General features: G+C 54.7%; 13 protein-coding genes. 7 read left to right on the top strand and 6 right to left on the bottom strand.

Features of this window, described 5'->3' with window-relative positions:
- Window positions 1–88: 88 nt before the first annotated feature.
- The 4 genes from AUP42_RS10095 to AUP42_RS10080 form a co-directional block, all read right to left on the bottom strand.
- On the bottom strand, window positions 89–2,809 hold the full coding sequence (locus AUP42_RS10095; protein WP_062951501.1) for a sensor histidine kinase: 2,721 nt from the start codon (window positions 2,807–2,809) through the stop codon (window positions 89–91).
- Between the two features lie 2 nt (window positions 2,810–2,811).
- Window positions 2,812–3,036, bottom strand: a complete 225-nt coding sequence (locus tag AUP42_RS10090) for a hypothetical protein (protein ID WP_062951500.1) — start codon at window positions 3,034–3,036, stop codon at window positions 2,812–2,814.
- Between the two features lie 24 nt (window positions 3,037–3,060).
- Window positions 3,061–3,444, bottom strand: a complete 384-nt coding sequence (locus AUP42_RS10085; protein ID WP_231858231.1) for a response regulator transcription factor — start codon at window positions 3,442–3,444, stop codon at window positions 3,061–3,063.
- Window positions 3,445–3,512: 68 nt separating this feature from the next.
- A complete protein-coding gene (locus AUP42_RS10080) occupies window positions 3,513–5,096 on the bottom strand; it encodes a helix-turn-helix domain-containing protein (RefSeq protein WP_062951499.1) in 1,584 nt (527 codons plus the stop codon).
- Window positions 5,097–5,297: 201 nt separating this feature from the next.
- On the opposite strand from AUP42_RS10080, the gene AUP42_RS10075 reads away from it, so the two are divergent.
- From AUP42_RS10075 to AUP42_RS10050, 6 genes are all read left to right on the top strand, one after another.
- Window positions 5,298–6,659 (top strand): ABC transporter substrate-binding protein, encoded by a 1,362-nt coding sequence (locus AUP42_RS10075; protein WP_062951498.1) that lies wholly within the window; start codon window positions 5,298–5,300, stop codon window positions 6,657–6,659.
- A 132-nt stretch (window positions 6,660–6,791) separates the two neighbouring features.
- On the top strand, window positions 6,792–7,808 hold the full coding sequence (locus AUP42_RS10070) for a branched-chain amino acid ABC transporter permease (protein WP_062951497.1): 1,017 nt from the start codon (window positions 6,792–6,794) through the stop codon (window positions 7,806–7,808).
- A 1-nt stretch (window position 7,809) separates the two neighbouring features.
- Window positions 7,810–8,973, top strand: a complete 1,164-nt coding sequence (locus AUP42_RS10065) for a branched-chain amino acid ABC transporter permease (protein WP_062951496.1) — start codon at window positions 7,810–7,812, stop codon at window positions 8,971–8,973.
- Window positions 8,974–8,976: 3 nt separating this feature from the next.
- A complete protein-coding gene (locus tag AUP42_RS10060; protein WP_062951495.1) occupies window positions 8,977–9,738 on the top strand; it encodes an ABC transporter ATP-binding protein in 762 nt (253 codons plus the stop codon).
- Window positions 9,735–10,487, top strand: coding sequence for an ABC transporter ATP-binding protein (locus AUP42_RS10055; RefSeq protein WP_062951494.1), 753 nt, complete (start codon window positions 9,735–9,737; stop codon window positions 10,485–10,487). Before AUP42_RS10060 ends, AUP42_RS10055 begins: the two co-directional genes overlap by 4 nt.
- Window positions 10,488–10,704: 217 nt before the next feature.
- Window positions 10,705–11,487: a 4'-phosphopantetheinyl transferase family protein gene (locus tag AUP42_RS10050; RefSeq protein ID WP_062951493.1), complete on the top strand. Its 783-nt coding sequence runs from the start codon at window positions 10,705–10,707 to the stop codon at window positions 11,485–11,487.
- Window positions 11,488–11,505: 18 nt separating this feature from the next.
- Here the strand turns inward: AUP42_RS10050 and AUP42_RS10045 are convergent, their stop codons facing one another.
- Window positions 11,506–11,976, bottom strand: a complete 471-nt coding sequence (locus AUP42_RS10045) for an Lrp/AsnC family transcriptional regulator (RefSeq protein WP_062951492.1) — start codon at window positions 11,974–11,976, stop codon at window positions 11,506–11,508.
- 142 nt (window positions 11,977–12,118) lie between these two features.
- Here AUP42_RS10045 and hppD point away from each other — a divergent pair, with 142 nt between their 5' ends.
- Window positions 12,119–13,231 (top strand): 4-hydroxyphenylpyruvate dioxygenase, encoded by a 1,113-nt coding sequence (hppD, locus tag AUP42_RS10040; protein ID WP_062951491.1) that lies wholly within the window; start codon window positions 12,119–12,121, stop codon window positions 13,229–13,231.
- Between the two features lie 65 nt (window positions 13,232–13,296).
- Here hppD and AUP42_RS10035 read toward each other — a convergent pair whose 3' ends face one another.
- Window positions 13,297–13,749 (bottom strand): GNAT family N-acetyltransferase, encoded by a 453-nt coding sequence (locus AUP42_RS10035; RefSeq protein ID WP_062951490.1) that lies wholly within the window; start codon window positions 13,747–13,749, stop codon window positions 13,297–13,299.
- Window positions 13,750–13,936: the final 187 nt, after the last annotated feature.

Raw genomic sequence — 13,936 nt, 5'->3', positions numbered from 1 at the left:
CGATAAACAGTGATTTATCTTCTGATGAGCGGGGGTAACCGATGGGTAAACGCCAATTGGAATGGTTAAAATGAGGGGTGGCTGGCAATCAGGCGGCGGGAACAAACACCCTGAAGGTCGCACCACGACCCGGTGGACTCTCAACCCAGATCTTGCCTTTGCAGTGTTCCACGACATGTCTGGCGATAGCCAGACCAAGACCGGAACCGGACGGGCGGGGTTTGTCATCGGGGTATTTGCCGCCACGGGCAAATTTATTGAAGATTACCGCCTGTTCGTCTTTGGTGATGCCGTTTCCGTTATCGGTGATCGAAACAAGATAACCACCATCCATAACTTCACCGCGGACCTTTACGCTGGGATCACGGGCTGCGGAGAATTTTGCAGCGTTTGACAGCAGGTTGATAAAGACCTGTGTAAGCCGGTCGCGATCCACATGCAGCGTGACAGTCGCGGGCGACAAGTCGAGTTCCAGATCAACCCCCTTGTTGTCGAGCAACCCTTTGATTGCTTCGACGCTTTCGTCAAGGACGGACCGCGGATCAACATTTTCCGGGCGCCAGTCGGAATGACCGGCCTCAAGCCTGGCAAGATCAAGATGGTCGTCAATCAGACGGGTCAGGCGTTCGCTTTCGCGTACGATAATTCCCATGAAATGTTCGGCGCGTTCCGGATCGAGTTCCGGTGTGTCGACAAGGATTTCGGAGAAGGACCGGATCGACGTCAGCGGTGTTCTGAATTCGTGACTGACCATGGTCAGGAATTCGTCTTTCAGGCGATCAAGTTCCTTAAGCCGTTCATTGGCAGCGCGAAGTTCGGCCGCTGCACGTTCCAATTCGTGCGATTTCTGTTCAAGGCGCTGGGAATATTCGATCACATGTGATGTTTCCTCGAGAATTTCGAGGACTTCATCAAGACTGACCATTTCTCCCTTGGCGACAGAGGAAACCATTACGCGCGCCGACGCGGCCCCGATGGACCCGGCAAGCAGCCGTTCGGTAAAGGCGATCATGTCGGCATTGGCTTCGCCTTTGCCGCGCCAGGGCGTTTCGCGCGTCCAGCCGAAATCGCGAAAGGAATGAAACGCACGTTCACGGCCCAGAAAACGTTCAACCAGTTCATACAGATCGTCAATCGTTGCTGATGACCGCCAGATAACTGTTTCCTGACCTTTGCGCAGAAACGCATCGACAAACAGGGTGGCCTGAATGCGTTCCAACGCGCTTGGCGATGTGAACAGGCTGATCAGGACATAGGCCGCTGTATTGAGTGTGATTGACCAGATCAGGGCATGGGTGAGTGGTTCGAACCCGGTTAAGCCAAACAGGCTTTCCGGTCGAAGCCAGGGGTGACCAAATGCACCATGTTCGATCAGTGTCGGGTTCATCCAGCCGCTATCGGCAAGCGATGGCAGCAGCAGGGTATAGGCCCAGATTGCAAAACCGATCACAAGGCCGACCTGCGCACCGGTTTTGGTGCCTCCCTTCCAATAAAGACCGCCAATCATGATCGGGATGAATTGTGCGGTGGAGGCAAAGGATATCAGACCGATTTCTGCCAATGCATCGCTGGCTCCGGCCGACCGGTAATAGGCAAAGCCCATAAACACGACCAGCACGATGGAAGCGCGCCGGATAAAAATCAGAAGGCCGGTAAGATCATCGCGTTCGGTGACGCGCAGCCAGCGAATGCGCAGCAAGGCGGGAACGACAAGGTCGTTGCAGACCATGGTCGACAACGCAATCGTTGCAACAATCACCATGCTGGTGCTGGCCGATAATCCACCGACATAGGCAATCAGGGCCAGTAGCGAATGACCTTCAAAAAGAGGTACGGAAATCACAAAGAAATCCGGATCTGCCCAGCTTGGCAAAACGCCAAGGCCCGCCAAGGCAATTGGCAGGACGAACAAATTCATCGCCAGCAGATAAAGCGGAAAGGCCCAGCTTGCGGTCGACAGGTGGCGTTCATCGACATTTTCGACGATGATGACCTGAAACTGCCGCGGCAATGTCAGGATTGCCGCCATGGACAGCATCATCAACGTCATCCAGCGTGCGCTGCCGTTTTCGGGCAGTTGCAGCAAGGATGCGGTTTGTGGATTTGCCGCGGCCTGATCAAACAGATCACCCAATCCGGCAAACATGAAGAAGCAGACAAAAATGCCGACAGCAAGCAGGGCGAACATTTTAACAAGGCTTTCAAAGGCGATGGCTGCGACCATGCCTTCGTGATGTTCATCCGCATCAATAAACCGGGTGCCAAACAGAATGCCAAAAAGGGCAAGACCAAGGGCTGCCCAAAAGCCGCTATCGGCAAACATGGGTACCTGATTGACGACCGGGCCGGTCATCGCCCCGCCCCAGACGGTCAGAACGGTATAGCTGGTGGCAATCGCCTTAAGCTGGAGCGCGATATAAGGCGTTGTTCCGATCACCGTGATCAGGGTAACCAGCATCGACAATTGCGTGCTTTTGCCATAGCGCGATGAAATGAAATCGGCGATGGATGTGATGCGATGCGCCTTGGAGATGCGTAGCATCTTGCGCAGCAAAAACCACCATCCAAGGAAAATGACTGTCGGTCCGAGATAGATCGTCAGATATTCAAGGCCGTTTCGTGCAGCCGACCCGACCGCGCCATAGAATGTCCAGGATGTGCAATAGACCGCAATGGACAGGGTGTAGACAGTCGGATTGCGCACCCATGATCGTCCGTCGCGTGCCCGTTTGTCCCCCCACCATGCGATGGCATAAAGCAATCCGACATAAGCAAGCGAAACCGTGATCACCAGTTCGGAGGACAGCATGCCTATTCCCTTTCCTCCGTCTGGATGCTGTGACGAAGGGCGCGGGTGATGAGCGCACAGCAGCCGATAAGCAAGGCCCAGCCGGCAAAGAAATAAACGAACAGGATGGGTAACCCGAACAGCGTTCCTTCGAGCGAAAAGACCCCGACCAAAGGCGGGATCCATGCAAAGAACGCAACAAGGGCAAGAACAAAGGCGCGTTCGGTAAGTTTCCGGGGTGGGGTCATTGGCCAGCTCCCGCTTTTTTGCGCCTAGTTCCGGTCGCCAGCCAGCATGGCTTTGACGCGTGAAACCACATCGCGGGTGGAAAACGGTTTGGTGACAAAGTCGTCAACGCCAAGCTCAAGTCCTTTGCGTCGGTCGACCTCACGGGTTTTGGCCGTCAACATCATGATCGGAACGGGACGGGTTTGAGGATTTTCGCGAACGGCGCGGACAACATCAAAGCCGTCACAGCCCGGCATCATGACATCAAGCAGAACCATGTCAGGAAGGTCGCGCACAATCATTGCGATGGCCATCTGGCCATCGGTTGCAACGCTGACGTCATAGCCTTCCTTCTCCATCAGAAAGCTAAGCGATTCGACGATGGTTTCCTCGTCCTCGGCTATCAGGACCTTCGGTCTCTCCGTCACGGACGTTCTCCCCAATATTCGAATTATTATATATTCGATCCTAACCGGTTATTGCGCGAGTTTTAATGCTACTTTGGGGTGGTATGGATCTCGTGCCCTGTATCGGCAACCGCATAGGCGCGCTGCATGCATTCTTCACGTGGGCATTGTCGGCACCCAATGCCAACCGGAACGGCTGCCTGCGGGGTATCAAGCGGCAATCCGTCCGCATAAACAATGTCACGGGCAAAGGCCGTGTCGCAACCGATCATAACGGAATAAACCGATTGCGGCACCCGATACCCTCCGGCACCAGTACGTACCGCACGCGCAATAAAAAGATATTCGCTTTCATCGGGCAGGCGAACAAATTGCGGTATTACCCGTTCTGGCGTCAAATAGGCTTCGTGGACCACCCAACGGGGGCAGGCGCCGCTGTAACGTGGCAATTGCAGGCCGGATGCCGAAAAACGTTTGGAAATGTTGCCGGCAATATCGGTGCGCATGAAATGGAAAGGAATGCCTTCTGCACCCGGGCGGCGCAAGGTCGTCAGGCGGTGGCAGACCTGCTCCCAGCTTGAGGCAAAGCGTTGCTGCAGCAATTCGATGTCATGCCGCAAAATCTGGGCCTCGGCCCGGAAGCTGTCATAGGGGAACAGAAGGGCCGCTGCGAAATAGGATATCAGGGCCTCGCCTGCGCGTTGGCGGGCGGCATCGGTGCCAAGGTTGGCGCGGTCCAGAATGTCATTGACCGTATCCTCGCCTTCCAGTCGGCAAATGATCCGTGCAGCATGAAAGCGTGTCGAGGTGATCGGCATCGCGCGCGAAAATCTGAGGTGGGAATCCGCGCGGTTCCAGTCGAACCCCGATGCGGGCAAATCTTCGGGGGGCAAACGATCAACCCGGATTTGATGACGTCGTTCCAGATGCTTGATCAGGTCGGTCAGAAACAATCCGCCTGCAGGATCAATGACAGCCCGCATTTCATCGGCCCGATCTTCGAGTGTCGGGAAATAGTTGGCATTGTCATAAAGCAGGTCGTCGACTTCCTCGGCGGGGCTGGCGGCAGGGCGCCCGGCATCACCGCGTTCAAGGAAGCTGAAAATCTCGGTTGCTGATTCTGCCAGTCTTTGGGATTCCCGCACCAGGGTTGCATTGAAGCGCGCCCGTTGTTCGGCAGGCAGGTCATCGTAATCGTCAAAGATTTCGGCAACTGTCCGGATTGATGTGATGCGGGTCAGGATTGAATGGCTGGCCTCGGCCAGGAACGGATCGTGGCTGAGCCGTTCGGACAGATTGTCAATTTCCTCAAGCCCGTTGCGATAGGCGCGATAAAGCGACAGGAAGGCGGAAATCATGCCTGGTGCTGCGGCGATCATTGCCGGAAATTCACGGGGGATCAGCGGTGTTTCACGAAATACCGGATCGGTTGCGGCTTCACCAAGATCGGCAAGCAGTCGGCTTTCTTCCGACCCTGACAGGGCATGGGGCTGGATTTCAAGTGCGCTTGCCAGGCGCAGCAGTAATCCACCGCCAATCGCACGGCGGTTATGTTCGATCAGATTGAGATAAGAGGGCGAAATTCCCGCGGCCTTGGCCAGGGCATTCTGCGTGAGGCCGATGTCTTTGCGGCGTCCGCGAATACGGTGTCCGATGGGTGCCTGACGGGACATGGCGTGCCCTTTTCTTGACAAGATTTACAAATTTTCATTTGAGTTGTTCATATATTTACAAAAAAACTGTTCTTGTTCAATCACATATTGATTCATTTTCAACTAGTCCCCATTGTTTTGACAGGTCGACAAAAACATTAATCAAAAAACGCGGCCTCAGATTTTTCTGAAACGCATCCCAAGACATTGGGGAGGAAAACCATGTCGGAGACCAAGAACACCCGAAATGTATCCCGTCGTACGGTTCTTAAAGGAACGGCTGCGACGACAGGGGCTGCGCTGATCGGCGCATCATTCCCGATGCATTTCATCAAAAATGCACATGCACAGACTTTCCGGGGCGACCCGGGTAGCTCGGGCAGCGTCAAGTTCGGTTTTAACGTTCCACAGTCCGGTCCGTATGCCGACGAGGGTGCCGATGAATTGCGCGCCTATCAGCTCGCTGTGAAACACCTGAACGGCGAAGGCGATGGCGGTATGCTCAATACCATCAAGCCGCTGGAGCTTAAGGGGAACGGCGTCCTGGGCAAGAAGGTCGAATTCGTGACCGGTGACACCCAGACCAAATCCGATGCGGCGCGTGCTTCGGCAAAGCGCATGATCGAAAAAGACAATGTTGCAATGATTACCGGTGGTTCATCGTCCGGTGTGGCGGTGGCCGTTCAGGGGCTGTGTCAGGAAATGGGCGTGATCTTCATGGCCGGTCTGACGCACTCGAATGATACCACCGGCAAGGACAAAAAGCGGTATGGCTTCCGTCATTTCTTCAACGCTTACATGTCCGGTCAGGCGATTGCGCCGATCCTGAAGGAAGAATATGGCACCGATCGTCGTGCCTATCACCTGACGGCCGATTACACCTGGGGCTGGACCCAGGAAGAATCGATCAAGGCCGCAACCGAAAACATTGGCTGGGAAACCGTGAATACCGTTCGCACCCCGGTTGGTGCGGGTGACTTCTCGCAATATATCACGCCGGTTCTGAACTCTGGCGCGGATGTCCTGATCCTGAACCACTACGGCAAGGACATGGTCAACTCGCTAACACAGGCGGTTCAGTTCGGTCTGCGCGACAAGCAGGTAAATGGCAAGAACTTCGAAATTGTGGTTCCGCTGTATTCCCGCCTGATGGCACAGGGTGCCGGTGATGCCGCAAAAGGCATTCTGGGGACCACCAACTGGCACTGGTCGTTGCAGGATGCCGGTTCGCAGGCGTTTGTGAAATCGTTCGGTCAGGAATACGGCTTCCCGCCGTCACAGGCCGCACACACCTGCTATGTCCAGGCGCTGCTTTATGCGAATGCCTGCGAAATGGCCGGTACTTTCGCGCCCTGGGAAGTCATCAAGCAACTTGAAGGTTTCGAGTTCGATGGTGCGGGCAATGGCCCGACCCTGTATCGCGCAGAAGATCACCAGTGCTTCAAAGACGTTCTGGTCGTGCGTGGCAAGCAGGAGCCGCAGTCCAACTTCGACCTTCTTGAAGTGGTCAAAGAGGTTCCGCGCGCACAGGTCGAATATCCGGCCGACATGTTCGGCGGGGAACTCGGTCCGTATCAGGTCTGATCCCCTTGTAACGTAACAGGCTGGGCCGACTGTCATCTGACGGTCGGCCCAACTGCCCCGATGGGCAATGCTTTTGGCAAATGCTTTGGCTTTCTGTTCGTTAAGCCCTTTTGAACACGCGGCGGATAATCAATGGACGCTATATTTCTTCAAATCCTGAATGGTCTGGACAAGGGGGGCGCTTATGCGCTGATTGCCCTTGGTCTGACCCTGGTGTTCGGCACGCTTGGCGTGGTGAACTTTGCCCATGGTGCCATCTTCATGATCGGCGCCTTTTGTGCGGTGACGCTGGAAAAAATCCTGACGCTTTCTGTTCGGGTCAAGGACGAGTCAGTCACCTTCTTTGACGCCTACAAGGAAACGCCTTATCTCGAAGTCTGGTTTGGCGATACCGGCACAGCGATTATTGACTGGTCTGTGCCGTTATCAATCATCCTTGCCATTCCGGTGATGCTGGCGATTGGCGTGATTATGGAACGCGCACTGATCCGGCATTTTTACAAACGTTCCCACGCCGAACAGATCCTTGTGACATTCGGTCTGGCGATCGTGTTGCAGGAACTGATCAAATCCTTCTTCGGGGCAAACCCGATCCCGCAAGGCGCACCGGAAATTGTTGCCGGTTCCGCCAATATCGGGGCATGGATCGGCCTTGGGGAATCCGTGGTTTATCCATGGTGGCGTCTGATTTACCTGCTGTTCTCGGCAACAATTATCGGTCTTGTTTTCTCGTTCCTGCATTTCACCACTTACGGGATGGTGGTGCGTGCCGGCATGGCTGACCGTGCAACGGTCGAACTGCTTGGCATCAATATCGAACGTCGTTTTACCATTGTGTTTGGCATGGCTGCAGTGGTCGCAGGGCTTGCCGGTGTGATGTACACACCTGTCCTGCCGCCTGATTACCATCTCGGGATGGACTTCCTTGTCCTGTCCTTTGTCGTCGTTGTTGTCGGCGGCATGGGGTCGCTTCCCGGAGCGGTACTGGCGGGTTTCCTGCTTGGTATCCTGCAATCCTTCTCGTCGATGACCGAAGTGAAAGACATCTTTCCCGGTATCGACCAGATCATCATCTACCTTGTCGCCGTCGTGATTCTGCTGACCCGTCCGCGTGGTCTGATGGGTCGACGGGGCGTGATGGAGAGCTGATATGTCAAATACTCAAATCGTCTCGCCCAAGCAGGACCTGATTTACATGGTGGTTCTGTCGGTTGTGGTCCTGACCATGCCGATCTGGTTGCAGCCTTTCGGTGCGGCCTATCCCGATCTGATGCAGAAATTCATGATCTTTGGCATTTTTGCCATCGGTTACAATGTCCTGTTTGGCCTGACCGGTTATCTCTCCTTTGGTCATGCGGCGTTTCTGGGCGTCGGGTCCTACACTGCCGTCTGGTCGTTCAAACTGCTGTCGATGAATGTCCTGCCGGCAATGATCTTTGCCGTTGCGCTTTCGGGGCTGTTTGCCCTTCTGATCGGCTATGTCTCGTTGCGTCGTTCGGGGATTTATTTCTCGATCCTGACGCTGGCTTTTGCACAGATGTCCTACAATCTGGCCTATTCGGTTCTGACGCCGATCACGAACGGTGAAACCGGCCTGCAACTGACGCAGGGTGATGCAAGGGTTCTTGACCGTATGGCCGGGATCGAAGCATCGGCGGCATTGCCGACCCCGAACCTGTTCGGAATAGAGGGGATCGGATATTCCGGCTTTTACATATGCGCGGTTCTTCTGATCATTTCGTTCTTTATCTATCTGCGTATCTTCCGGTCCGCCTTCGGGTTGAAGTTGCGTGCCATCAAGTCGAACCAGAACCGCATGGGGTATACCGGATATAACACCCGGCCCTACCTGATGACCGCCTTTGTCATTTCGGGCATGTATGCCGGACTGGCCGGATCACTTCTGGCGGTGACGGATCCCCTTGCCGGGGCGGAGCGCATGCAGTGGACGGCGTCGGGCGAGGTTGTTCTGATCACCATTCTTGGTGGTGCGGGAACACTGATCGGGCCGCTTCTGGGTGCGGGGATCATCAAGTATTTCGAAAACATCTTTTCGGCCTTTAACGATCAGGTTCTGCAAAATGCGTTTTCCTTCCTGCCCGACTGGCTTGGCCATGCGGTGGCATCGGTTGCAGGTCTGTTCGTCGGGGACGGCTGGCACCTGACACTTGGTCTGGTCTTCATGCTGATCGTGATCTTCCTGCCCGGTGGGGTGATGGAAGGGATCAATCGCCTGTGGCGTCTGATCCGGAACCGTTCAACATCCTTCGAGAATAACGAAAAAGAACAACAACCTTCGACGAGGGAGGTCTGATCGATGTCCGAATACATTCTTGATGTTACCGATGTCGACAAGCATTTCGGCGGCCTGCGGGCCCTGTCCGACATCAATCTTCGGGTCAAGGAAGGCACCGTTCATGCCATCATCGGCCCTAACGGGGCGGGTAAATCGACCCTGCTTAACGTGATTGTCGGGCGTCTTGCGCCCAATCGCGGGCGGGTGTTGCTGGGGGACGAGGTTCTGACCGGCAAAAACCCGTATGAGATCAACCAGCTGGGTGTCGCACGTGTTTTCCAGACACCGGAAATTTTTCCGGAACTGTCGTTGCTGCAAAATGTGATGGTACCGGCACTGGCCAAGCGTGATGGCGAGTTTAACCTGAGCTTTCTCAAGAGCCTGTTCTCGGAACGCGAAATTCGCGATCAGGCGGAACACATGCTTGAGGATGTCGGGTTGATCGAACACAAGGACCATCTGGCAGGATCAATGTCGCGCGGGGATAAACGCCGTCTTGAACTGGCGATGTGCCTGAGCCAGCGGCCGAAGCTGTTCCTGCTGGATGAACCGACCGCGGGTATGTCGCGGCATGACACCAACCGCACGATTGATCTGCTCAAACGGATCAAGGAACGCGGCATGACCAAGGTGATCATCGAGCATGACATGCATGTCGTGTTCAGTCTGGCAGACCGCATCAGTGTTCTGGCGCAGGGCGCGATCATTGCCGAAGGCACCCCGGAAGAGGTGCGCAACAATCCCAAGGTCAAGGAAGCCTATCTCGGAGGGGAAACTGTATGAACGCGGTCCCGCAAACCAAACCCGTCATGAAACAGGGCGGTGATCCGGCCTTCTTCTCGGTTTACGATCTGCATGCCTATTACGGCGAAAGCTATATCGTGCAGGGGGTCAGCTTTGACATTCGCGAGGGCGAAATTCTTGCCCTTCTGGGGCGTAACGGTGCCGGTAAGACATCGACCCTGCGTGCGCTTGCGCGGATGGCCGATCCGGAACTCAAGCATGGTGAAATCTGGCTCGATCATCAGCCGCTTCACACCATGAAGGCATGGCAGGCCGCCCGCCTGGGGCTGCAGCTTGTGCCCGAAGATCGCCGCATCATTCCGGGGATGACGGTTGAGCAGAATCTTGAACTGGCCCAGATTGCCGAGCCGATTGGATGGTCGATCCAGCGCATTTACGAACTGTTCCCCCGTCTTGGTGAACGTGCCGAGCAGGAAGCGATCACCCTTTCGGGCGGGGAGCAGCAGATGTTGGCGATCGGGCGGGCATTGGCGCGTGATATCAAGCTGCTGTTGCTTGATGAACCGTATGAAGGTCTTGCACCGGTGATTGTCCAGGAGATTGAAAAGACGCTTCAGAATGTCAAAAAGCTTGGCATCACCACCATCATTGTCGAGCAAAACGCGATTGCCGCACTCAAGCTTGCGGATCGCGCGATCATCATGGATAGCGGTCAGATCGTGTTTGATGGCACAGCCCAGGCGGTTCTCGATGATACCGAGTTGCGTGATCAGTATCTTGCGATCTGATTTTTGACCTGACAGGCGGAGGATCCCGGCATCTTTGGGTAAGGGTGTGCCGGGATGTCAAAAGGCCGCGCCATTGTGCGCGGCCTTTTCCGTCTTCGTGTGTTGCCGGTTATATGCCAGCCGCAGATAGCCGGTTCACAATTGGGGGATCCCGGTGCACAATGGATGCTGCAGACAGGCTTCATAACGGGTTGCCAAACAGCAAGCGGAAGCACGTATGGAAAATATTCGGGTCCTCGGAACCGGGCATATTGATCTGGCGCGTGATGATATGGGCGAAGTTGATATCGCCATCGGGTTGCTGCGTGCCACGCTTGCGCATGTGGCTGTGTGTAACGAAGGCGAAGCCGGCGAGGATGCCGAAAACTGGCTCCATCCCGAAGAACTGTCTTTGGCACGCCGGATGAGCCACGATGGCCGCCGTACCAGCTATATCGCCGGGCGGGTTGCCGCCAAAATTTCCCTGACCAGCTGGCTTGCGACCGATGAGCCGGATCGTTTCTGGGTGCGGCCGGGGGTGTTCGGGCAGCCCTTTATTGACGGCACATCGGCAATCGGGTCCGGCCTGGGGCATAAGCTTCCCTGTGTCAGTATCGCGCACAGCGAAGATGCTTCCATGGCGATGGCCTATCACCGGGCCCATCCGATGGGTATTGATCTTGCGCCCATTGACGAAGATGCGATGCCGTTATTGCAGGCGGAACTGACCCGCGAGGAACTTGCGGTGATGGCAAAGCTTGACCTGCCGGAATGCGATGCGGCCCAGCTTCTCTGGAGCTGCAAGGAAAGCCTTGGCAAAACGCTTAATACTGCCCTGATGGTGCCGCTTCCGGTTTTCGAGGTGGCGGAGCTGATAGAAGAACCGCCCTTTATCACGATCCATTACCGTAATTTCGAGCAATTCCGTACCATTGCCTGCCGCAATCAAACCGGCTGGTTTACCCTGACCCTGCCACGTGAAACCGAAATTACCGATACGTCATGGCTTGAATGTATCTGATTGCGTCGGGGGACGTGCCTAGCCGGTTTCAACGGCCAGCCCTTCGAAGTCCTTGAGCATGTTAAGCACAATCGATGTTTTGACATGCTGCACGGAATCGTGGGGCAGCAAAACCTCGTTCACGAAATGCGAAAGGGCGGCAAGGTCCCTGGTCACGACCTTCAGGTGATAATCCATTTCCCCGGTCAGGGAATAGGCTTCCAGCACTTCGGGAAGGTCTGCGAGCAGTTCGGAAAACCGTTTGGCATTGTCGCGATTGTGGGTGGCCAGGGTTACGGAAATCACGACCATCAGGCCAAGGCCCATTTTTTGCCGGTCAATATCGGCGCGGTATCCGCGAATGAAGCCCTCGGCCTCAAGCCGGGCGCGGCGGCGCGAACATTGTGACGGCGATAATGCGATCCGTTCTGACAGATCATTGTTGGTCAGACGCCCGTCACGCTGCAATTCGGCAAGCAGTTTCAGATCAAGTTTATCAAGTTGCGTCATTCATGCACCATTTTGATAATCTGCGCATGATATGTGTATGAAATAGCGAAAATCAACCGTGAATGCACGCACATTGCGGGCGATCTGGCGCAAGATAGGTCCATAACAAGAACCTTTCTAATTCCAGATCAAGGAGCCTTCGATGGGACCGTTTCCACATGATGCCCCCCGCGCAACGATCACGGCCGATAACCCGGCCGGAACGGATGGCTTTGAGTTCGTCGAATTTGCCCATGAAGAGGCCGAAAAGCTTGAAACCCTGTTTGCGCGCATGGGCTATACGCCGGTTGCCAAGCACAAATCAAAGAACATTACCGTCTGGCGTCAGGGTGACATAAACTACATCCTGAATGCCGAGCCGGGTTCACACGGGATGAAATTTGTTGAAAAGCATGGCCCCTGTGCGCCGTCGATGGCGTGGCGTGTGGTGGATGCGAAACATGCCTTTGATCACGCGGTTTCCAAGGGTGCGAAGCCGTATACGGGTGATGACAAAACCCTTGATGTCCCGGCGATTGTCGGCATTGGCGGGTCGCTTCTGTATTTCATCGATGCGTATGGTGAAACCGGTTCGGCCTATGATGCGGAATTTGACTGGCTGGGCGAACGTGACCCGAAACCCGAAGGGGTTGGTTTTTATTATCTCGACCATCTGACGCATAATGTCTATCGCGGCAATATGGATAAATGGTGGGATTTCTATCGCGACCTGTTCAATTTCAAACAGATCCACTTCTTTGATATTGCCGGCAAAATTACCGGTCTGGTCAGCCGGGCGATTACATCGCCGTGCGGCAAAATCCGTATTCCGCTAAACGAATCAACGGATGATAAAAGCCAGATCGAGGAGTACCTCAAAAAATACAACGGCGAAGGCATCCAGCATATCGCGGTGGGTACGGACGGTATCTATGACGCCACCGACAGGCTTGCGGCCAATGACCTTAAATTCATGCCCGGTCCGCCCGATACCTATTACGAAAAATCCCATGACCGTGTGCAGGGGCATGACGAGCCGATCGAGCGGATGAAAACTCATGGCATCCTGATCGATGGCGAGGGCGTTGTGGATGGTGGCATTACCAAAATCCTGTTGCAGATTTTCTCGAAAACCGTGATCGGCCCGATCTTCTTCGAATTCATCCAGCGCAAAGGCGATGAAGGCTTTGGCGAGGGCAATTTCCGCGCCCTGTTTGAAAGCATCGAAGAAGACCAGATCCGTCGCGGCGTTCTGAAAGTTGATGCGGCGGAATAATCGTTGGTGAGGGATATTTTACAAAAGCCCGGATTGCGTCATCCGGGCGTTTGCGATCTTGCCTTTCAGACAGACAGATTCTTTTCAAAATAAACGCGGTTGAACCCGTTTTCAGTGCGCCGTCCTGTTTCGACATAACCAAGATGCGGATAGATCGATAAATTCGCAGTCATCTTTTCATTGGTATAAAGACGCATATGGGAAAATCCCTGCTGCCTTGCGTTTTCCTCGCAAAAGGCCATTAGGCGTTTACCAATACCGCGCCCTTTCTGGTCGGGCATAACCGCAATGTTTTCGAGCATCATGGTCGTATCGTCGTCAGGGTAAAAAACGATAAACCCGACAACTTGGTTTTTGTCATCGGTTGCGATGTGAACATTCCCGGCCATAATTTGTGCAGCAAAATCGGCGGTCATGGGGGCCGGTTTGCGCCCGATGATGGCAACATATTGCTGATAAGCCGAAATGGCGCAGTCGCGGATAGCGGTTTCATCGCTCGGCCGGGCAGGACGGATCATGTCGTTCCCAAATCAGTTGTGGCACCATGATTTTTTTATGATTGTGCAAGTAAATCAATGGGTTTTGGCTTTTGGGGGAACTTTTTCCGGCTTTTTTTGAAAAAGTTCTTGATTTGTTCTTTTCGTTGTGGCATAAAGATAAAGTCAACAGGACAAATGGGTCCGGAGACAAAACCCGCAAAGCGTG

The sequence above is a fragment of the Thalassospira lucentensis genome, assembly GCF_001613805.1.
GTDB lineage: Bacteria > Pseudomonadota > Alphaproteobacteria > Rhodospirillales > Thalassospiraceae > Thalassospira > Thalassospira lucentensis_A.
Note: the sequence above shows the minus strand (reverse complement) of the source record. Positions and strands in the feature narration are given on the sequence as shown.

Bases quoted from the DNA above. Each gene is read 5' to 3' on its own strand.
- AUP42_RS10080 (WP_062951499.1), bottom strand. From the start codon at position 5,096: ATGTCCCGTCAGGCACCCATCGGACACCGTATTCGCGGACGCCGCAAA.
- AUP42_RS10095 (WP_062951501.1), bottom strand. From the start codon at position 2,809: ATGCTGTCCTCCGAACTGGTGATCACGGTTTCGCTTGCTTATGTCGGA.
- AUP42_RS10035 (WP_062951490.1), bottom strand. From the start codon at position 13,749: ATGATCCGTCCTGCCCGGCCGAGCGATGAAACCGCTATCCGCGACTGC.
- AUP42_RS10090 (WP_062951500.1), bottom strand. From the start codon at position 3,036: ATGACCCCACCCCGGAAACTTACCGAACGCGCCTTTGTTCTTGCCCTT.
- AUP42_RS10070 (WP_062951497.1), top strand. From the start codon at position 6,792: ATGGACGCTATATTTCTTCAAATCCTGAATGGTCTGGACAAGGGGGGC.
- AUP42_RS10050 (WP_062951493.1), top strand. From the start codon at position 10,705: ATGGAAAATATTCGGGTCCTCGGAACCGGGCATATTGATCTGGCGCGT.
- AUP42_RS10065 (WP_062951496.1), top strand. From the start codon at position 7,810: ATGTCAAATACTCAAATCGTCTCGCCCAAGCAGGACCTGATTTACATG.
- AUP42_RS10045 (WP_062951492.1), bottom strand. From the start codon at position 11,976: ATGACGCAACTTGATAAACTTGATCTGAAACTGCTTGCCGAATTGCAG.
- AUP42_RS10075 (WP_062951498.1), top strand. From the start codon at position 5,298: ATGTCGGAGACCAAGAACACCCGAAATGTATCCCGTCGTACGGTTCTT.
- hppD (WP_062951491.1), top strand. From the start codon at position 12,119: ATGGGACCGTTTCCACATGATGCCCCCCGCGCAACGATCACGGCCGAT.
- AUP42_RS10060 (WP_062951495.1), top strand. From the start codon at position 8,977: ATGTCCGAATACATTCTTGATGTTACCGATGTCGACAAGCATTTCGGC.
- AUP42_RS10055 (WP_062951494.1), top strand. From the start codon at position 9,735: ATGAACGCGGTCCCGCAAACCAAACCCGTCATGAAACAGGGCGGTGAT.